19 protein-coding genes are annotated in these 19,206 nt (G+C 57.1%); 11 read left to right on the forward strand and 8 right to left on the reverse strand.

Annotated features, from left to right (window positions below; translation table 11 throughout):
• Positions 1–92 precede the first annotated feature (92 nt).
• Positions 93–890, forward strand: coding sequence for a PhzF family phenazine biosynthesis protein (locus PGR29_RS00935; RefSeq protein ID WP_087860700.1), 798 nt, complete (start codon positions 93–95; stop codon positions 888–890).
• Positions 891–932: 42 nt separating this feature from the next.
• Here the strand turns inward: PGR29_RS00935 and PGR29_RS00940 are convergent, their stop codons facing one another.
• From PGR29_RS00940 to PGR29_RS00965, 6 genes are all read right to left on the reverse strand, one after another.
• Positions 933–1,610 carry an SDR family NAD(P)-dependent oxidoreductase gene (locus tag PGR29_RS00940; protein ID WP_316423853.1) on the reverse strand — a complete coding sequence of 226 codons (678 nt, stop codon included), beginning with the start codon at positions 1,608–1,610 and terminating at the stop codon, positions 933–935.
• Positions 1,607–2,080: a YhcH/YjgK/YiaL family protein gene (locus PGR29_RS00945; protein ID WP_316423854.1), complete on the reverse strand. Its 474-nt coding sequence runs from the start codon at positions 2,078–2,080 to the stop codon at positions 1,607–1,609. The genes PGR29_RS00940 and PGR29_RS00945 overlap by 4 nt, the downstream gene beginning before the upstream one ends.
• Positions 2,077–3,243 carry a sialidase family protein gene (locus PGR29_RS00950; protein ID WP_316423855.1) on the reverse strand — a complete coding sequence of 389 codons (1,167 nt, stop codon included), beginning with the start codon at positions 3,241–3,243 and terminating at the stop codon, positions 2,077–2,079. Before PGR29_RS00950 ends, PGR29_RS00945 begins: the two co-directional genes overlap by 4 nt.
• Before the next feature lie 2 nt (positions 3,244–3,245).
• On the reverse strand, positions 3,246–4,658 hold the full coding sequence (locus tag PGR29_RS00955) for a sodium:solute symporter family protein (protein WP_113373440.1): 1,413 nt from the start codon (positions 4,656–4,658) through the stop codon (positions 3,246–3,248).
• Between the two features lie 73 nt (positions 4,659–4,731).
• The gene (locus PGR29_RS00960; RefSeq protein WP_316423856.1) at positions 4,732–5,616 is read right to left on the reverse strand and encodes a dihydrodipicolinate synthase family protein; all 885 of its coding nucleotides are present in this window, start codon (positions 5,614–5,616) and stop codon (positions 4,732–4,734) included.
• The gene (locus tag PGR29_RS00965; protein WP_316423857.1) at positions 5,617–6,783 is read right to left on the reverse strand and encodes an iron-containing alcohol dehydrogenase; all 1,167 of its coding nucleotides are present in this window, start codon (positions 6,781–6,783) and stop codon (positions 5,617–5,619) included.
• A gap of 175 nt (positions 6,784–6,958) precedes the next feature.
• Here PGR29_RS00965 and dtnK point away from each other — a divergent pair, with 175 nt between their 5' ends.
• From dtnK to PGR29_RS00980, 3 genes are read left to right on the forward strand one after another with little or no spacing between them, the layout of a single operon-like run.
• Positions 6,959–8,194: a D-threonate kinase gene (gene dtnK / locus PGR29_RS00970; RefSeq protein WP_213316018.1), complete on the forward strand. Its 1,236-nt coding sequence runs from the start codon at positions 6,959–6,961 to the stop codon at positions 8,192–8,194.
• Entirely contained in the window at positions 8,187–9,173 is a 987-nt protein-coding gene (locus tag PGR29_RS00975; protein WP_316423858.1) for a D-threonate 4-phosphate dehydrogenase, read from the forward strand. The genes dtnK and PGR29_RS00975 overlap by 8 nt, the downstream gene beginning before the upstream one ends.
• 1 nt (position 9,174) lies before the next feature.
• Positions 9,175–9,936 (forward strand): DeoR/GlpR family DNA-binding transcription regulator, encoded by a 762-nt coding sequence (locus PGR29_RS00980; RefSeq protein ID WP_316423859.1) that lies wholly within the window; start codon positions 9,175–9,177, stop codon positions 9,934–9,936.
• Positions 9,937–9,946: 10 nt separating this feature from the next.
• Here the strand turns inward: PGR29_RS00980 and ptrR are convergent, their stop codons facing one another.
• Positions 9,947–10,825, reverse strand: coding sequence for a putrescine utilization regulator PtrR (ptrR, locus tag PGR29_RS00985; RefSeq protein ID WP_015705323.1), 879 nt, complete (start codon positions 10,823–10,825; stop codon positions 9,947–9,949).
• A gap of 105 nt (positions 10,826–10,930) precedes the next feature.
• On the opposite strand from ptrR, the gene sad reads away from it, so the two are divergent.
• From sad to PGR29_RS01020, 7 genes are all read left to right on the forward strand, one after another.
• A complete protein-coding gene (gene sad, locus PGR29_RS00990; protein WP_087860710.1) occupies positions 10,931–12,316 on the forward strand; it encodes a succinate-semialdehyde dehydrogenase in 1,386 nt (461 codons plus the stop codon).
• 80 nt (positions 12,317–12,396) lie between these two features.
• Positions 12,397–13,323 (forward strand): glutaminase B, encoded by a 927-nt coding sequence (gene glsB / locus PGR29_RS00995; RefSeq protein WP_015366717.1) that lies wholly within the window; start codon positions 12,397–12,399, stop codon positions 13,321–13,323.
• Positions 13,323–13,691, forward strand: coding sequence for a DUF4186 domain-containing protein (locus PGR29_RS01000; protein WP_087860711.1), 369 nt, complete (start codon positions 13,323–13,325; stop codon positions 13,689–13,691). The genes glsB and PGR29_RS01000 overlap by 1 nt, the downstream gene beginning before the upstream one ends.
• Positions 13,692–13,805: 114 nt before the next feature.
• A complete protein-coding gene (locus PGR29_RS01005; protein ID WP_162750147.1) occupies positions 13,806–15,227 on the forward strand; it encodes a GGDEF domain-containing protein in 1,422 nt (473 codons plus the stop codon).
• 81 nt (positions 15,228–15,308) lie between these two features.
• On the forward strand, positions 15,309–15,848 hold the full coding sequence (locus tag PGR29_RS01010) for a GNAT family N-acetyltransferase (RefSeq protein ID WP_113373433.1): 540 nt from the start codon (positions 15,309–15,311) through the stop codon (positions 15,846–15,848).
• 103 nt (positions 15,849–15,951) lie between these two features.
• Positions 15,952–17,403 carry a tagaturonate reductase gene (locus PGR29_RS01015; protein ID WP_316423860.1) on the forward strand — a complete coding sequence of 484 codons (1,452 nt, stop codon included), beginning with the start codon at positions 15,952–15,954 and terminating at the stop codon, positions 17,401–17,403.
• 216 nt (positions 17,404–17,619) lie between these two features.
• Positions 17,620–18,060 (forward strand): GNAT family N-acetyltransferase, encoded by a 441-nt coding sequence (locus PGR29_RS01020; protein ID WP_316423861.1) that lies wholly within the window; start codon positions 17,620–17,622, stop codon positions 18,058–18,060.
• 159 nt (positions 18,061–18,219) lie between these two features.
• On the opposite strand, the gene denD is transcribed toward PGR29_RS01020, so the two are convergent.
• Positions 18,220–19,203 carry a D-erythronate dehydrogenase gene (gene denD, locus PGR29_RS01025; protein ID WP_271032479.1) on the reverse strand — a complete coding sequence of 328 codons (984 nt, stop codon included), beginning with the start codon at positions 19,201–19,203 and terminating at the stop codon, positions 18,220–18,222.
• Between the last annotated feature and the right edge of the window lie 3 nt (positions 19,204–19,206).

Here is a 19,206-nt window from a genome sequence, read left to right on the forward strand (position 1 = left end):
GTCTGTGCCTGCTAACAACTTAATTTTTCAGCTAATAGTGTGCACCCGCGCTTTCTGTGTCATGTTGATAGACGATAAAAAAGGGGAGCACGATGAAAGAAATTAGTTTTTACCTGGTCGATGCCTTCAGCGATCGCAATTTTGGCGGCAACGCGGCGGCAGTGTGCCCGCTCAGTGAATGGCTGCCTGATGAAACGCTTTTAAAAATGGCGCAGCAGCATAATCAATCCGAAACGGCGTTTTTTGTCCGCACTGATAGCGGCTATGAGCTACGCTGGTTCACGACCCTTGATGAGATTAACCTCTGCGGCCACGCCACGCTTGCGGCATCGCACGTGATTTTTGAATATCTCGATCATCCCACGGCAACTATCGTATTCAGCACCCGTTTTGTCGGTGAACTGCGGGTGACGCGCAGCGGCGATTGGCTGACGCTGGATTTCCCGGCCTGGCAAACGACGCCGGTGCGTGACGTACCGCCGGCGCTATTCGCTGGGTTGGGCATCGATGACGCGCTGGAGGTGCGGGAAGGGCGTGATTATCTGGTGGTTCTGCGCGACCGGGCGCAGGTTGAAGCGGTACGCCCTAATATGGCGCTGCTGGAGACGCTGGATAAAATGATTTGCATTAGCGCCGCCGACGAAGAGTATGACTTTGTCAGCCGCTTTTTCTGCCCCGGTGAAGCGGTACCGGAAGATCCGGTAACCGGTTCAACCCACAGTATGCTGATCCCCTACTGGGGAGCGAAGCTCAATAAAACCGACCTGCTGGCGCGGCAGGTGTCGGCGCGCAGCGGCGAGCTGCGCTGCCAGTGGCGTGATGACCGTGTATTGATTAGCGGCCAGGCGACCACCTATCTGCGCGGCACGGTCTATTTGCGCGAAGGTTGATGATAGTTTCCCCCGGCTGGCGCGACGTTGAGCCGGGTTCACCTAGCCAAGCGAGGCGCCGCCACACATCACCAGCTCTTGTCCGGTCATCGCCGCGGCCCCTTCGCTAAGTAGCCAGCTCACCAGCGATACCACCTCCTGTGGCTTAATCAATCTACCGAGCGGCGGCGTCTTCGGCGGCGAACTTTCACGCCCTGGCTGGCGCAGCATTGGCGTATCGGTGGCGCCGGGGGCGACCACGTTCACGGTAATGCCAGCCGCGGCAAGTTCCGCCGCCCAGCTTCTCGCCAGCGCCACCAGCGCCGCTTTGGTTGCCGTATACTGAGAACGGCCCGCCGCTCCGCGAGAGGTTCGGCTACCCAAAAGGATAATCCGACCGCCGCGCCCCATAACGGGCGCAAAGCGGTTGGCTAAGGTCTGCGCCGCATCCACATGCAGACGCCATAACGTCTCGCCACGCTGTGCGTCAAGTTCTCCTAGCGGCGCCGCCGCCATCACACCGGCGGCATGGATAATCGCCTGCGGCGGCGGTACTGACGACAGAGCATCAACCAGCGCCTGGCGGTCGCTCACATCGACCGCCAGATGCGTGAAGCCTTCATGGGTAAATGGCGGCGCGGAGCGGCTTAGCCCGAGCACCTGCCAGCCCTCCGCCAGCAGTTGCCCCACAATCGCCGCGCCGATCCCCGAACTGGCGCCCGTGACCAGTGCCTGTTTCATGGCGCCTCCAGCATGCTGCGCGGCACTTTAAACACCGCTTTTCTCACCGGGGCGGGTGTTGCAAAGGCGCATAGCGCCTGGTGCGGTTCGCCGGGGAGAAAGACCGCGAAGTCGCCGACGCGCAAATGCAGCGTGACGCTGTGCGGCGTCTGCTGGCTGATAAAGAGATCCGGTTTGCGCTGTTCATCGTCAGGTTGGCCGCTGTACAAGGTACCGGCATGAATTATCTCCTCGCCGGCTAAAATGACCTGAATATCGGCCCATTGGAGGTGATATTCGGTATGTCGCTGTTCTGCCGCCTGGGTTTGCGCGGTGCCGATGGTGCAGTACCAGTCGCCATCAGCAGGTTGGAAACGGCCATCTTCATGGGTTGTCAGGGCGCTAAGAGAACATTCAGCGCGGCAAAGGATTTGCCGCAACGCCAGCGGCAACCCCGCCTGAGGCAGGGCGTTCAGATTACCGATGATCACGCGATTTCTCCTTTAACCCATTGCGGCGAGACGCGGACATACTTAATGGCCTGCCGGTACCAGGTATAGGCAATGTGTAAATCACCATCTTCACCCTGTTTAATACTGGGATAGGAGAATTCACGGTTTAGTTTTTGCTCTGAATTGTTGGTCATACAGTAGCCGTCGCCCTCATCAAGGTTGCGCATCCACGGCCAGCTTCTGCCGCCGTCGGCGGAGATAGCCACGGTCATTGGCGCACGCGGCGCGCCCCAGAAGGCGGTTTTGCCAGTGCATTCAGGCTCTTTACGGCCGTCATCATCTTCTATTTCATCGTATAACGACGCCCGACGCTCGCTGGCGCCTGCTGCGCTCATGTTATTGAATACCAGCGCCAGATCGCCGTTGCTCAACGTGGTAGCCTGAATGGACGAGTTATTGTTTGGCAGCGTGGTGGGGATAGGCGCTGACCAGCTTTCGCCAAAATCTGTCGACTGGCTGTACCAGATATGATCGGCCCAGCGGCTGCGGAAGAAGGCGGCCAGCGAGCCATCGGCCAGCGGGGTGATATTCATATGCACGCAGCCGAGGCTCTGCGGTACCGCCACGTCGCGCCAGCTCTTGCCGCCATCGGCTGAGATTTTTACCGCGCTCACATCATCGTTACCGACCCATTTCTCCCCCGGCCGGGTACGACAATAGAAAACCGGCAGCAACCAGTTACCGTTGGGCATTACGGTTATGGGCTGCCGGATAAAGGTGCCGGGTTCATCGAGCAGGGTGGCGATTGCGCCCCAGTGCTTTCCGCCATCGCGCGACTGGCGATAACGCACAATAGCGGTGTCCTGATTACCGGCATACTGTGCGGTCCATAACAGCCACAGTACGCCATCAGGATCCTGAAACAGTACCGGGTTTTGTTCCGAACGCTGCGGATCGTCGGATAACTTTGTCGCTTCACTCCACGTTGTGGCGCCCGGCGCTAAACGCGCCCCCCAGACTGAAATATCCGCTTTTCCTTCCTGCGAACCGCCGAACCACACGCACATCAGCGTGCCATCGGGCAGCGGCAGAAGATTGGCGGCATGGTTTTGCGGGCAGCCGGAGGGCAACATTGCCCATGCCAGATGAGGATCCTGTTGGTGTTGGCGAATTACGCCGTCAAAAGTTGGGGTGGTGGTCATTTTTACACTCCACGTTGTTCAATGGGGGCCGGGGATGATTGTTGCGTTTTATTGGGGATCAGACGGTCGATAACCATAATCAGGGCCGGGGTGATCAGCGCGATGTACATGTTATTGATGCCGAACGGATCGCCGAGCAAATACCACACCGAGGTCACCACACAGGCGCCAATGAGGCCCGCGTTCGCGCCGCGGGCGCTTTTAAAGAACGGCGCATAGAAAGCGATGACCGCGACCACGGTGATAGAAAGCCTGATGGCGCGGGTAAAGAAGGAGAGCTTCAGCACTTCCGGTACCAGCAGCACAAAAATAAGCGGCAGAAAACCGATGATAAGCGAGGCCCAACGGGTGGCTTTAAACTCTTGCTCCGGCGTTGGATTGCGCCACGGTACGTAAAAATCTTTTACCACCAGCGAGGCAATCGCCAGGGCAACGGTACTAACGCTAACGAAAATTGAAGCTACAAGTGACGTTGTCACCAACCCGGCAAGCCATGGGTTCATATCCTGCAGAAACACCGGCAGGGCGTACAGGCTGTTGATTTCCGGGTGAAGAAACTTCGCCGCCACGCCGATAATGGCGATCGCGAAGGCGATAGGCAGGCAGAAGAAAAAGGCAATCCAGGTAGAGCGTTTCGCCGATTTTACGTTTTTTGTCGAGCTGATCGCCTGAATGACAAACTGGGTGCAGAAGATGGAGCCGATGGTGCCGATAAGCCAGGCGCAGATCGTGCCGGCGCCAAAATTACCATCCCAGGTCCAGTAGTAATCAGGCATCTTCTCGATCATCGGCGTGAAACCGCCGGTTTTTGCCAGCGCGAAACCCATAATAATAAGCAGGCCGGCATATTTTAACGCGCTGTGCAGCATGGTGACCCAGGCCACGCCTTTCATACCGCCGAAGGCAAAATAGAAAGTACTGACAATGGCGGTAATAAACGCCGCGAGGGGTAAATTGATCTTTAATACCGTGGAAATTGCCGCCGCGCCGCTGACGTAGTTGCCGACGTTCACCAGCAACAGGGCGTAAATCATAATGATGGAAATAATATTCTTGGTGCTGGTGCCGTATCGCTCGGCAATCGCCCCGGAAATAGTAATTTTGCCAGTGTTATAGATGCGTTTAACCAGTATCAGGCCAAACAATGGAAAGCCAATAGCGGCGCCCAACACCGACCAGGAAGCGGCAATCCCGCTCTCAAACGCGGCCTGTGCGGTTCCGATAGTCGACTTGGCGCCGATATATTCCGACATCAGCAGGATACCGACGATAAAGGCCGGCATCGCGCGCGAGCCCTCCATAAAATCCCCGGAGTTTTTACTTCTAATGCGGAACGTCAGCCAGGTGGTAAATAAGATATAGGCGATAACAATGCCGACAATAATAAAGGTATCTTCAGTGGTAAAATGATTCATCTTAGCCTCTCTTTGGGCGTACGAATCCTGGGCACACAGGTACCCGGTCTATTTTGTTGAAGAAACGCAGCGTTTAATTAAGATACTGCGCGATGATTCCACGTATTTGCTGCAGTTGAGATGCGCTAAACTGCACCGCGTAGCGGCTATCGCCGACCTCATGGCCCATCAGCTGCAATACTTTTTTCACCGCGGCGGGGGAAAAGGCGACTTTGTAGAGATCGGTACGCAGGCCGGTGACGTTTTCTTGCGCCAGCCTTGAGGCTTCAATATCGCCGGCCTTGAAGGTTGACCAAATCGCGTTAATCTCCCGTGGCGCAACGTTAGCCAACCCGGAAATGCACGCTGAACAACCATCAACGAACCCCTGATGAATCAGCGAATCCGGCCCGTTCAGGACATTAAAACCGTCGATACCCTTCACCGCATCAAGAAAGCCCTTCAGGCTGTCATAACTACCGGCGCTATCTTTTATGCCAATAATGTTGTCATGCGCAGCCAGCTGACGTGCGGTTTGCGGTTCAATGGTGTTGCCGGTGCGCGCCGGGATGTTATACAGAAATACCGGAACGCTTAGCGCATCGGCGATCGCCGTGTAGTGGCTTACCAGCTCATCTTGTTTTAGCGGCACGAACCACGGGGTGATGACCGACACCGCGTCGACGCCTAATCTCGCTATCTGCTGACCAAGACGAATGGTTTCCCGCGTCGACACTTCGCCAATATGCGCCACCACCGGCGCGCGTCCGGCAACCGCCTCGACGCAGGTTTCGGCAACCGCAATTTTTTCCGCCTCATTAAGGACGAAAAACTCGCCGTTGGTTCCGCCGCAGAAAATGCCATTACCGGCGGCCAGCTGACGTTCTACCTGTTGGCGCAGCGCCGTCAGGTTCAGTTCACCGCTGGCGGTAAAGGGGGTAACAATGGCGGTTAACACGCCGCGAATGGAATGATGCATTTATTTCTCTTCTCCCTGATGAGATGACTGTGGAAACAGCGTCTGGTAAATCGCCTGGACTTCGTCATGGCTCACGCTGCATGGGGCATTATTCATTAATCGTTTTACTTCCAGCGCCGCGGCGCTTAGCGTTTCAATACTCTCTGGCGGTACACCCAGCGCGGCGAGGTTGTCCGGCAGCGCAAGGCGTTTCACCAGTTGCGCCAGCCAGCGGACCAGCGCATGAGATTTCTCCTCGTTATTCAAGGTCAGATCGGCGTCCGGGATCAGATCCCAGACCTGAGCGAATTTATCCACCGCGTGCGGGCGTACGACCTGCATACAGGGGGCCAGCAGAATGGCGTTCGCGACGCCGTGTGGTAAATGCCAGGTGCCGCCAAGCGGGTAGGAGAGCGCGTGCACCAGATGCGTGCCGGCATGATTGATAGCCACGCCGCCATAGTACGAGGCCCACAGCATCTCCAGTTTCGCCGTGAGATCCTGCGGGTGGGTCACGGAACGCTCAATATGCCGCACCAGCTTATGCAGGCCGATTAAGGCGGCGTTATCGCTCACCGGGTTCGCGACGGTTGAAGTAAAGCACTCCAGTAGATGACACAGCGCATCGATACCGGTGGAGGCGGCAATGGCCGCAGGCATGCTGGTAGTCAGTTCCGGCAAAAGGGCCACGAAATCCGGCAGCAGTACCGGGGAGATAATCCCCACTTTGGTATTACGTTCGGGAATAGCCAGGATGGCATTTGGCGTCGCTTCCGAGCCGGTGCCGGCGGTGGCGGGTATCAACAGTGACGCCAGACGCAGACGCGGTTTCTCGCCGTCAATCAGCGCGTTGAGCGTAGGGGATGCGGGGTGTAGTAGTACCGAGAGCAGCTTCGCCACATCGAGGACGCTGCCGCCGCCGATACCGACGACCATCTGTGGCTGCGTTCCCGCGAGTTGGGCAACAATCTGCGCCACATCATGTTGACTGGGCTCTGCCGGCACGCAATCCACGATCCTCACATCAACGTTATTCTCGCCCAGCAGATGTTGGATCTGTTTGGTCGCTTCCAGCTTACCGACGTTCGCATCGGTGACCAGTAAAATGCGCTTTTTACCTGCCAGCACTGGCTTCAGGGCTAATATGGCGCCCGCGCCGCTGATAATCGTGCTGTTAATCGTCGCCACGTCTCACTCCTCTATTGTTATGATTGAATTCAATCAATATGCGTAGTGTTCACTCATTTCAATGAGCAAAAGTTATAATTTATACGGACGTTTAATAACTTGAGCTTGCTCACATTTAATCAAATATGATTGAATATAATCATTAACGATTCAGATAAGCGATGAAGGAAAGAGAATGAGCTGCGGCGATAATCCTGTTCTGGTGCTGGCAGATGACTTTACCGGGGCCAATGATGCCGGTGTCAGTCTGGCAGAAGCGGGTTTAGCGGTTGAGGTGGCGTTTAGCGCCGGCTATCAGCCGACCACCCGGGCGTTGGTTCTCAATAGCGATAGTCGGGCGCTTTCCGGGGCGCAGGCAGCAGAGAAAGTGAACGCGATACTCCGTGATGCGGCAAATTTCGCCGCCGTCTGGCAGGTGAAGAAAATCGACTCCACCCTACGCGGCAACCCCGGCGCGGAACTGGAGGCGATGATGCGTGCGCGGGGCTGCGTCACCGCGGTCGTCGCGCCGGCCTTTCCGGCGGCAGGGCGCATAACCCGCGGCGGACGATGTTATGTCCACGGCGTGGCACTCGATAAAACGGAATACGCCAGCGACCCCAAAACCCCGGTCAGTAGCGCCGATATTGGGCAATTGCTCGCCATGCAGAGCCAGCTGCCGTACCGTTCGCTTGACGTACAGCAGTTGACCGCCGCCCTCGCGGAAGAGAGCGACCAACCGCGTGTATTGATTATTGATGCTGAAGAAGACGCGCAGCTGGATGAGGTTATCGCTGCGGTAGCCAGCCGCGCGCGGCAAACGCTGCTGGTGGGCTCTGCGGGGATCTGCGAGGCGCTTTCGCGCTACCTGTTCCGGGATGCGGCCGGGCCGTTGCTGGCGGTGGTCGGCTCAATGAGCGAAATAGCGCAGGCTCAGGTCGCCGCTTTGGCCGGCCATCCGCGAGTCGGGCGGATCGGGATTGATGTTGCCCGCGCCTTTAACGGCGATGCGTTGGCCGATGCCCGGCGAATCGCCGAGGTGCTGGCGGCAAATCATCATTGCGTGGTCACCACCTGCGCGGACAGCGCTGCCCGGCACGGTATTGAGGCGCAGTGCCGTGAACGCGGCTTGAGCCGCGCTGCGCTGGGAGAACGGATCTGCGCTTATCTCGCGCAGGTCACCCAACTTGCCGTTGAGCTACATGCGCCGGGGGCGCTGTATCTATCCGGCGGCGATGTCGCGATCGCCGTCGCTCATGCGCTCGGCGCGCAGGGGTTTCATATAACCGGCCGGGTGGCGCAATGCGTGCCGTACGGCCATTTTCTCGGAAGTCGCTGGCCGCGTCCGGTGATGACCAAAGCAGGGGGATTCGGTACGGAGACCACGCTGCGGGATGTCGTGAATTTTATTGAGGAGAAACTGAGTGTCTAACATGATTGCGGTAACGATGGGCGACCCGGCGGGCATTGGTCCGGAAATTATTATTAAATCGCTGAGCGAAGGCGAACTGAGCGGCGCGCCGGTGGTGGTAGTGGGCTGCGCGCAGACGCTGCGGCGGATCCTGGCGCTGAACATAACCCCGCGCGCGGAGTTGCGAATTATCGAACACCCGCGCGAAGCGCAGTTTTCACCCGCAACGATTAACGTGATTGATGAACCGTTAAGCGATCCTCAGGCCCTGCGGCCCGGCGCAGTCCAGGCTCAGGCCGGCGATTTGGCGTATCGCTGCATCAAGCGCGCCACCGCGCTGGCGCTGGCGGGGGAAGTTAAAGCTATCGCCACCGCGCCGTTAAATAAAGAAGCGCTACATCTGGCCGGGCACCATTTCCCGGGACACACTGAACTGCTGGCCCATCTGACGCAGACCAAAGATTATGCCATGGTGCTGTACACCGATAAGCTTAAGGTGATCCACGTCACCACCCATATCGCGCTGCGCCGCTTCCTCGATACCCTAAGCCAATCGCGGGTAGAGACGGTTATCCGGGTCGCCGATAATTTTTTACGCCGCGTGGGGTATTCGCAGCCGCGCATTGCGGTTGCTGGCGTGAACCCGCACGCCGGTGAAAACGGTCTGTTTGGCGATGAAGAAATCCGTATCGTCGCCCCGGCCGTTGCGGCGATGGAGGCGCGGGGCGTTCATGTCGTCGGACCGTGCCCGCCGGACACCGTCTTCATGCAGTGCCACGAAGGTATGTACGATATGGTGGTGGCGATGTATCACGATCAGGGTCATATTCCGCTCAAGCTGCTCGGGTTCTATGATGGGGTGAATATCACCGCCGGGCTGCCGTTTATCCGCACCTCCGCGGACCACGGCACCGCCTTTGATATTGCCTGGACAGGTAAAGCGAAGTCTGAGAGCATGGCAACCTCCATTGAGCTCGCCATGCAAATCGCACAGGAATAACATGAAGGGATATAATCGGTTAGAGCAGATTATGGAGTTCCTGAAAAGCCATAATCTGGTAACGGTCGACCAACTGGTTGCGGTAACTAACGCCTCGCCGGCGACCATTCGTCGCGATCTGATTAAACTCGATCAGGAAGGGGTAATTAGCCGCACCCACGGCGGCGTGACGCTCAACCGATTTATTCCCACACAGCCGACGACGCTGGAAAAAGCGCAGCGTAGCCCTCAGGAGAAATACGCCATCGCCAGGGCGGCGGCGTCGCTTATCAAGGCTGGCGATGCCATTGTGCTGGACGCCGGTACCACTATGATTGAACTGGCGCGACAGATTACGCATCTGCCGCTGCGGGTCATCACCAGCGATCTGCATATCGCGCTGTTTCTGGCTGAATTCAAACAGATTGAAGTGACGATTATTGGCGGTCGCATTGATGACAGCAGCCAGTCGTGTATTGGCGAACATGGGCGACGCTTGCTGCAGAATGTGTGGCCTGATCTGGCATTTGTCAGCTGTAACGGTTGGGATTTGCAAAAGGGCATTACCGCGCCGACGGAAGAGAAGGCGGCGCTGAAACGCGATCTGATCGCCAACGCCCGGCGGCGGATCCTGCTGGCCGACAGTTCGAAATACGGCGCCTGGTCGCTGTTCAATATCGCGCACCTCGACTCGCTCACGGACATCATCACCGACGGGCATTTGCCGGGGGAAACCCGCGATGCGCTTAAGGAACTCTCGCCGCGGCTGATTATCGCCGATTAACGTCCGGCCATCATGTCGCGCTAGCCGCCTGACGATCCTCGTTCAGCAATTCAATAAATGCCTCCAGCTGGCGCGTCTTCGCGCCGCGTCGCCACACAAGCCAGGTCGTCAGCCAGCGCCACTCTTCGGCGAGCGGCCAGGCGGAAACCTGCTGATGCCCTGGCATACTCTCCAGCATACTGCGTGGGATAAGCGCCAACCCGGCGCCGGCGATTACGCAGGCTAACATGCCGTGATAGGACTCCATCTCATGGATCCTTCCGGGCGTCGCGCGGTCGGCGTGAAACCAACTCTCAAAATGACGACGGTAGGAGCAGTTGGCGCGAAATGCGTAGACGTTCGCGCCGTTGACCTCGCTGGCGCGGGTTACCGGCGCATGGCCATAAGGGGCGACGATCATCATCTCTTCCGGGAACACCGGTAGCCCCTCCAGACCGGGATGAACCAGCGGCCCGTCGACAAACGCCGCGCTGAGCGCGCCTTCCAGCACGCCGTCAATCATGGTGCCGGAAGGGCCTGTGGACAACGCCAGGTGGATTTTCGGGTAGCGCTGGTTGAAAAGGGCTAACGTGGTGGGGATGCGCACCGCAGCGGTGCTTTCCAGCGAGCCGAGGGAAAACAGCCCCTGCGGCTCATCGCCGGCGACCACCATCCGCGCTTCATCGACTAACGCCAGGATTTGCTGGCTGTAGCGTAAAAAGCTGTGCCCGGCGGGCGACAGACGCAGCCGTTGGTTCTCGCGAATAAATAGCTCGACGCCGAGGTCGGCCTCCAGTTGGCGAATACGGGTGGTCAGATTCGACGGGACGCGGTGCACCTTCTGCGCGGCCTGGGTAATACTGCCGGTACTGGCGACGGCGTTAAACATCTCAAGTTGGGTAAGGTCCATAGTATTCTTCTTTTGTGAATGCTTTGCTTAATATTATTCATTTTCAATGAAAGGAAGGGTAGGCCACAATATCCACACTTCGCAATCCCTACAGAGAGAATAACCATGAATTTATCTGCCACCCATGCGGTTTCCGTTAACCCGACCACTGGTGAAGTCGTGTCGTCTCTGCCGTGGTCAACCGAACAACAAGTAGATTCAGCCATTGCCCAGGCGCAACAGGCTTTTCGCCAGTGGCGCCAGGTCGCGCTCGCCGATCGCGCCGCCGCGCTGCGTAAAGTCGGCAGCGTAATGCGCGCCCGCGGCGAAGAGCTTGCGCAAATGATTAGCCTTGAAATGGGTAAGCCCATCGCCCAGGCGCGCGGTGAAGTGAGTAAGTCAGCCAACCTCTGCGACTGGTATGCCGAACATGGCCCGGCGATGCTGGCGACCGAAGCCACCCAGGTAGAAGATAATAAGGCGGTGATTGAATACCGGCCGCTGGGGCCGATACTGGCGGTGATGCCGTGGAACTTCCCGGTATGGCAGGTTCTGCGCGGCGCGGTACCGATTCTGCTGGCAGGGAATAGTTATCTGCTGAAACACGCGCCGAACGTGATGGGCAGCGCGCAGCTGCTGGGCGAACTGTTTGCCGAAGCGGGACTGCCGACGGGCGTCTTTGGTTGGATCAACGCCACCAATGAAGGCGTCTCGCAAATTATCAATGATGATCGTATCGCAGCGGTCACGGTGACCGGTAGCGTACGCGCCGGGCGGGCAATCGGCGCTCAGGCCGGCGCAGCGCTGAAAAAATGCGTGCTGGAACTCGGTGGTTCCGATCCCTTTATCGTGCTCAACGATGCCGATCTGGACGAAGCGGTGAAAGCCGCCGTTGTCGGCCGTTATCAGAACAGCGGGCAGGTCTGCGCGGCGTCGAAACGCTTTATCGTTGAGGCGGGTATTGCCGACGCTTTTACTAAAAAATTCGTAGACGCCGTGGCGGCGCTGAAAATGGGCGACCCGCGCGACGAGCAAAATTACATCGGCCCGATGGCGCGTTTCGATCTTCGTGACGAACTGCATCAGCAGGTTGAAGCCACGCTGAAGGAAGGGGCGACCTTATTGCTAGGCGGCGAGAAAATCGCCGGCGCCGGCAACTACTACGCGCCAACGGTGCTGGCGAACGTTACCCCGGAGATGACCGGTTTCCGTCAGGAGTTGTTTGGTCCGGTGGCTACCATTAGCGAAGCCCGCGACGCGGCGCATGCTCTTGAACTGGCTAACGATAGCGAGTTTGGTCTTTCGGCAACCGTATTTACGGCAAGCAACGCGGAAGCGGAGCGCTTTTCTCGTGGTCTGGAGTGCGGCGGGGTGTTTATCAATGGCTATAGCGCCAGCGATGCCCGCGTGGCTTTCGGCGGCGTGAAGAAGAGCGGCTTTGGTCGGGAACTGTCGCATTTCGGTTTGCATGAGTTCTGCAATATTCAAACCGTATGGAAAGACCGTCGCTAATCGACGTTAGCGCCTGACGTCCGTCGTCACGCTCTGCTATACTCGCCACCCGAATTTCGATGGTGGGCAAGGAGCCGAGTGTGGCGACGGTTATTAATAATGCAATGCTGGATGCCGTTCTGGCAGAAATCAGGCCGCTGATAGGGCGCGGCAAGGTAGCGGACTACATTCCTGCCCTGGCGCGCGTCAGCGGCAATAAACTTGGCGTCGCCATCTGTACGGTTGATGGGCAGCACTATAGCGCCGGCGATGCCCACGAACGCTTCTCGATCCAATCTATCTCGAAAGTGCTAAGTCTGGTGGTGGCGATGAACCATTATCAGGAAGAGGAGATCTGGCAACGCGTCGGTAAAGATCCCTCCGGCCAGCCCTTTAACTCCTTACTACAGCTGGAAATCGAGCAGGGCAAACCGCGTAATCCTTTTATCAACGCCGGGGCGTTAGTGGTCTGCGACATGCTGCAAAGCCGCCTGAGCGCGCCGCGTCAGAGAATGCTGGAGATCGTGCGTCGGCTGAGTGGAGTGGACGATATTGCCTATGATTCAGTGGTCGCGCGCTCCGAGTTCGAACACTCCGCGCGTAATGCCGCCATCGCCTGGCTGATGAAATCTTTCGGCAATTTCCATAATGATGTCGCCACGGTGCTACAAAACTATTTCCACTACTGCTCGCTTGAGATGAGCTGCGTCGAGCTGGCGCGGACCTTCCTGTTTCTCGCCGATCGGGGGATTGCCCCGCATCTGGCGGACCCGGTTATCGCGCCGATTCAGTCGCGGCAGGTTAATGCGCTGATGATGACCAGCGGGATGTACCAGAACGCCGGAGAGTTCGCCTGGCGTGTCGGGCTGCCGGCAAAATCCGGCGTCGGCGGCGGCATTGTGGCGATTGTGCCGCAGGAGATGGCGATAGCGGTGTGGAGTCCGGAACTTGATGAAGCGGGTAACTCGCTGGCGGGGATCGCCTTACTGGAAAAACTCACCCAACGTTTAGGAAGATCGGTGTTCTGATGTCTGCAATGGAAAATCTGTTCGCCCGGCTTGGGCGTTCAACGTTCCGGTCTCGCTTCCACCTCGGGGCGAAAGAGCGGCAGTATTGTTATGATAAAGGGCCGGAGGTTATCGACAGCCACGCGGCGGATTTTATCGCCAAACGGCTGGCTCCGGCGCAGATTGCTAATGATGGTAAGCAAACGCCGATGCGCGGGCACCCGGTATTTATCGCCCAGCACGCCACGGCCACCTGCTGCCGCGGATGTCTGGAAAAGTGGCATGCGATCCCGCGCGGGCGGGAACTGAGCGGCGAGGAACAGCGTTATGTCGTACAGGTAATTCACCACTGGCTGGTGATGGAAATGAACGCGATTACCAACCGTTAACCTGTCTCGCTCAGGCATGGCAGTATGCCTAACAAATATTCTCATGCTATGATAATCCGCTAACTAATTATTTACATAATAATTGCCTGAAACAATTAGACGGATAATTACTGAATGTCTTCACTGTCGATTCGGTCATTCACGCTATTTCGCGAGGATCAACCGGTGCGCGATGCGCTGGTGTTATTCACGCTGACGATTCTGCTGCACTTTATGGGCGCTATGTTGCGTCTGGTGCAGGAGCTTTCGTTTTTTTGGCCGCTCAATGCCGTTATGGCTGGTATTTTCGCACGCTACGTCTGGTTAAATCGCAGCTATTTCTACGCTATTTGTTTTGCCGCGATGCTGGTTTATGACGGCCTGACTTCCCGTTGGGGCATGGGCTTTGCGTCGCTGCTGATTAACTTCTCCAATATCGTCTTTATCGTCATTCTGGCGCAACTGGTGCTGTGGGATAAGCGGCGCGCCGATTCGATGCCGGGGCCAATTAACGCTCTGAATCTTTTTTGTTATTGCCTGCTGGCGGCGCTGGTGTGCGCCGCGGTAGGCGCATTGGGCTCGGTTGATGTTGAACGGGCGACTTTTATTCCGCAACTGGCGGACTGGTTTAGCGAGCAGTTCTCGACCGCGGTCCTCATCTTGCCGTTTATTCTGACCCTGACGCTGCCATCGGTGCTGGGCCGCTTTCGCTTTAGCCAACTACTGCCGGTAATAGCGCTGGTGCTATCGATGGCGCTTGGGGTGGCGGTAGGCGGCGCCGGAAGCCTTACTTTCCCGCTGCCGGCGCTGATCTGGTGCGCGATTCGCTATCCGTTGCCGCTGACCTGCCTGCTGACGTTTATTACCGGTATCACTGAGATTTTGCTGGTGGCGAACTCGCTTATTCATCTGTCGCCGGATGCGCGTCCGCAGCCGTGGCAGCTGTTTTCAACCCGTCTTGGCATGGCGGCGATGCTGATAAGCCCGGTTATCGTGGCGACCAGCGTCGAGGCTATCAACAACCTCGTCAAACAGCTGGCGCTCCGCGCTGACTTTGATTTTCAGACCCGCGTTTACTCTCGTTCCGGTTTGGGCGAAGCATTGAAACGCCAGGCGCCGCAGACGGATAAACTGCTCTCGGTGATGGTGCTGGACATCGATGGTTTTAAACGAGTGAATGATACCTGGGGTCATGAATGCGGCGACTGCGTGCTGGCCCAGTTCGCCCAGCGGGTGCGTGAACTGGCGGGCGATGAGGGAATGGTGGCGCGTATCGGCGGGGAAGAGTTTGCCGTCGCGGCGCTGCTCGATAATGCTCAACAATCCCATGTGCTGGCGGAAAAAATTCGCCAGGGGATAGAATCGGAAACGTTCACCTGGGGGCAGCAGCGTATTCGCCTGACGGTGAGTCTCGGCCTGCAGTGCCGTGAAGTCGGTGAAGGACGAATCGCCGAGCTGTTTAATCAGCTGCTAATGGAAGCGGATGACCTGTTAGTCAACGCCAAGCAGGCCGGGCGCAATCGTGTTTGCGTGCAGGCGCTGCCTGACGGCGTGTGATAAGAAAATCCAATGGTCTTTTTGCTTGAGTTAAATATTAGTTAAAAACATAGTGATGTGGTCATTTTCAGGGAGCAACCTATGGCCACACCTATTTCACTTCGCACGCTGACGCGTGAATCTATTCTTGAATCTCTTCCACAATTAAATGAAATCCTCGCCAGCTGCGTGAACGGCGGGGCTTCGGTCAGTTTTATGCAGCCGTTTTCGTCGGACACCGGCGAGCGCTTCTGGCAGCGGATGGCGCAAAGCGTCGCCGCCGGCGAGCGGATTGTGCTGGCGGCCGAAAACCAACAACGGCAGATAGTGGGGACCGTCCAGTTGATTATCGACCAGCCGGAAAACCAGCCGCACCGCGCCGATGTCGCCAAGCTTTTGGTTCACCAAAATGCGCGCCGACAGGGAGTCGCCGGGTTGCTGATGAGCGAGCTTGAGGCTATTGCACTGACGCACGGGAAAACGGTACTGGTGCTGGATACCGCCACCGGCAGCGGCGCGGAACGCTTCTATCAGCAGTGTGGCTGGCAAAAAGCGGGGGAAATTCCGCAGTTTGCCTTAATGCCTGACGGGGAAATGACGGGCACCACGCTGTTCTATAAGATCCTCCCGGCGACAGAATAATGCGACGAGGTTTGATCAAAACGGGGTTTCGCCAACCATAAAACCTGATAACTTATTGGACCAATTACTCAGGTTGTATGACTACTCTAAGAGGGAGCCCATTGTGAAAACCTTAAATCGTCGTGATTTCCCCGGCGCGCAGTACCCTGAACGTATCATCCAGTTTGGCGAAGGTAACTTCCTGCGCGCGTTTGTTGACTGGCAAATTGACCTGCTTAACGAGCATACTGACCTGAATGCTGGCGTGGTCATCGTCCGACCCATCGCCAGCGATTTCCCGCCGTCGCTGAGCACTCAGGACGGCCTCTACACCACAATTATTCGCGGACTGAATGAAAAGGGCGAAGCAGTCAGCGATGCGCGTCTTATTCGTTCGGTAAACCGCGAAATTAGCGCCTACGCCGACTATGAGGAATTTCTGCGTCTGGCGCACAATCCGGATATCCGCTTTGTCTTCTCCAACACCACCGAGGCGGGTATCAGCTACCATGCCGGGGACCATTTTGACGATGCCCCGGCGGTGAGCTATCCGGCGAAACTGACCCGGCTGCTATATGAGCGTTTCAGCCATTTTGCCGGCGCCGCTGATAAAGGCTGGGTTATCATCCCTTGTGAGCTCATCGATTATAACGGCGAGGCGCTGCGTGAACTGGTGCTGCGCTATGCGCATGAATGGGCGCTGCCGGCAGCTTTCGCCGCCTGGCTTGCAGAGGCGAACACCTTCTGTTCGACGCTGGTGGACCGCATCGTTACCGGCTATCCGCGCGATGAAGCGGAGCAGATTGAAACGCAGCTTGGCTATAAAGACGCCTTTCTTGATACCGCTGAGCACTTTTACCTGTTCGTGATCCAGGGGCCGAAATCGCTTGCCGCCGAACTGCGCCTCGATAAATTCCCGCTCAACGTGCTGATTGTTGACGATATCAAACCCTATAAAGAACGGAAGGTAGCGATTCTTAACGGCGCGCATACCGCGCTGGTGCCGGTAGCCTGGCAGGCAGGCCTGGATACCGTCGGTGAAGCGATGAACGACGCGGAAGTCTGCTCATTTGTCGAAAAAGCGATATATCAGGAGATTATCCCGGTTCTCGATCTGCCGCGCGATGAGCTGGAATCATTCGCCAGCGCGGTAACAGGACGCTTCCGCAATCCCTATATCAAACACCAACTCTTATCCATCGCCCTCAATGGCATGACGAAGTTCCGTACACGTATCCTGCCGCAGCTGCTGGCAGGGCAGAAGCAAAGCGGTAAATTGCCACCGCGCCTGACTTTCGCGCTGGCGGCATTGATCGCCTTCTACCGCGGAGAGCGTAACGGTGAAGTCTACCCGGTTCAGGACGACGCGGAGTGGATCGCTCGCTTTCAGACGCTGTGGGCGCAGCATCGCGACGGCCAGCTTGCAACGCGGGACCTGGTAACGTCGGTGTTGTCGGTAGAATCGCACTGGCAGCAGGATCTGACGCAGGTGCCAGGACTGACGGCGCAGGTAACGGCCGATCTGGATGCTATCTTACGTGACGGCATGCGCAGCGCCGTAAAACCGCTGTGCTAACACGCCAACTGAAGCGACCCGGCATGTAGCCGGGTTAATTTCTGTAATTAGTTACAACATTCTGGTTGTTACTAGCAAGAAGCCGTTACAGTAACATCGTACCGGCATCGCTTCGCAGCGGGGAAAGGGATGAAATGTGCACTCGGCGCTTGAAGTCATTTTCAGAAAGCAAAATAATGACTTAACGATGACGTTTAGCGTGCGGAGATCCCATCAATGAATATCGACATACGTGAACCTACTGACCGGGATTACAGCGCCTGGCGAGCGTTATGGGAGGGGTACACGCAGTTCTATAATAGCCCGCAGCCGGACACCGTCACCGAACATACCTGGCGGCGTCTGCTGGAGCCGCAGTCTCCGGTAATAGGCCGGGTAGCCGTGGTTGATGGTGAGGTACTGGGGTTTGCTATTTGCGTTCTGCACGAAGGCACCTGGGTGACGACGCCTATCTGTTATCTGGAAGATCTGTTTGTCGCGCCAAAAGCCCGCGGACGGGGAGTCGCGAGAACGCTGATTCAAACCCTGCAGGCTGAAGGTAAAATTCAGGGATGGTCGCGGCTGTACTGGCACACCCGTCACGATAATCCTGCCCGCCGTCTGTATGATGAATTTATCCCTGCGGACGATTATGTTCGATATCTGATGAAGCTCTAGCTGCGCGACACAGGAGAAGCAACATGGAAAAACGAATCGAAACTACCGTTAATCTGATTATGTTTCTGTCGTTACTGGCCACCGCCTGGGATCTTTCGCTGGTTCACGACTTCCCCTGGTAACATGCAGCGGCGCCGTCGGGCGCCGCTGGTACCGAACCTATTTGAGGTAATCCGCCATATACTCTTCGATCATTTCGCTGAAGCTGTGGTTGGCGCTAAAGCCAAGACGCTGAGCATAGCGCGTGTCGAAATCGCCGGGCCACGAATTGACAATGCGTTCAATGGCGGCATCGGGCGTGAAGGTGATACGCTGCGCGACTTCACTGCCGGCAACCTGGCGCAACGCCACGATCATCTGTTCGACGCTGACCGACAGCCCGCAGAGATTAATCACCCGACCGTCCGTCAACTGTGCCTCAGCCAGTTCGTGCCCGTGAATTAAAGCCTTAATTGCGTTACGGGGCGACAACAGCCACAGACGGGTATCTGCCGTGACCGGGCAAACGGCGGATTCCCCATTAAGTGGCTCGCGGATAATACCGCTGGCAAAACTCGATGCCGCCTGATTGGGCCTCCCCGGGCGCACGACGATGGTGGGCATGCGCAGGCTTCTGCCATTAAGCCAACCGCGACGGCTGTAATCCGCCAGTAACAGATCGCAAATGGCTTTTTGCGTGCCGTAAGAACTTTGCGGCAACCATACCTGTGAATCACTGACTTTTTCCGGTAAGTCGCCGCCGAAAACCGCCACCGAACTGGTGGTCACCAGTTTGACGTTCTTCGGCAACTGACGCAGATGCTCCAGCAGTTGACGGAAGGCATCAACGTTGATTTTCATCCCCAGCTCGAAGTCTTGTTCAGCCTGGCTTGAAACGATGGCGGCTAAATGGAAGACGCTATCGACCTGCGCTGGAATCGCGCTACGTAACCATTCGCTATCGCTGATGTCGCCGGTTAATACCTGTAAACGGCTATCGTCGATCCCCTGTAACGCCACGCGGTCGATAGCGATCAGTTTACCGATTTCTTGCGTTTCGCCCTGCGGGCCGCTCAACGAACCGCGCTGAAGCAGCGCCTTGACCAGTTGGGTGCCGAGAAATCCGGCGGCGCCGGTGACGGCAATCGTTAATGTATTATTCATGGT

Origin of the sequence: Klebsiella sp. 141203 (assembly GCF_032601985.1) — a bacterium.
Taxonomy (GTDB): domain Bacteria; phylum Pseudomonadota; class Gammaproteobacteria; order Enterobacterales; family Enterobacteriaceae; genus Klebsiella; species Klebsiella aerogenes.

Bases quoted from the DNA above. Each gene is read 5' to 3' on its own strand.
- PGR29_RS00950 (WP_316423855.1), bottom strand. From the start codon at position 3,243: ATGACCACCACCCCAACTTTTGACGGCGTAATTCGCCAACACCAACAG.
- PGR29_RS00955 (WP_113373440.1), bottom strand. From the start codon at position 4,658: ATGAATCATTTTACCACTGAAGATACCTTTATTATTGTCGGCATTGTT.
- PGR29_RS00935 (WP_087860700.1), top strand. From the start codon at position 93: ATGAAAGAAATTAGTTTTTACCTGGTCGATGCCTTCAGCGATCGCAAT.
- ptrR (WP_015705323.1), bottom strand. From the start codon at position 10,825: ATGGACCTTACCCAACTTGAGATGTTTAACGCCGTCGCCAGTACCGGC.
- denD (WP_271032479.1), bottom strand. From the start codon at position 19,203: ATGAATAATACATTAACGATTGCCGTCACCGGCGCCGCCGGATTTCTC.
- PGR29_RS00980 (WP_316423859.1), top strand. From the start codon at position 9,175: ATGAAGGGATATAATCGGTTAGAGCAGATTATGGAGTTCCTGAAAAGC.
- PGR29_RS01005 (WP_162750147.1), top strand. From the start codon at position 13,806: ATGTCTTCACTGTCGATTCGGTCATTCACGCTATTTCGCGAGGATCAA.
- PGR29_RS00960 (WP_316423856.1), bottom strand. From the start codon at position 5,616: ATGCATCATTCCATTCGCGGCGTGTTAACCGCCATTGTTACCCCCTTT.
- sad (WP_087860710.1), top strand. From the start codon at position 10,931: ATGAATTTATCTGCCACCCATGCGGTTTCCGTTAACCCGACCACTGGT.
- PGR29_RS01000 (WP_087860711.1), top strand. From the start codon at position 13,323: ATGTCTGCAATGGAAAATCTGTTCGCCCGGCTTGGGCGTTCAACGTTC.
- PGR29_RS00940 (WP_316423853.1), bottom strand. From the start codon at position 1,610: ATGAAACAGGCACTGGTCACGGGCGCCAGTTCGGGGATCGGCGCGGCG.
- PGR29_RS01020 (WP_316423861.1), top strand. From the start codon at position 17,620: ATGAATATCGACATACGTGAACCTACTGACCGGGATTACAGCGCCTGG.
- dtnK (WP_213316018.1), top strand. From the start codon at position 6,959: ATGAGCTGCGGCGATAATCCTGTTCTGGTGCTGGCAGATGACTTTACC.
- PGR29_RS01010 (WP_113373433.1), top strand. From the start codon at position 15,309: ATGGCCACACCTATTTCACTTCGCACGCTGACGCGTGAATCTATTCTT.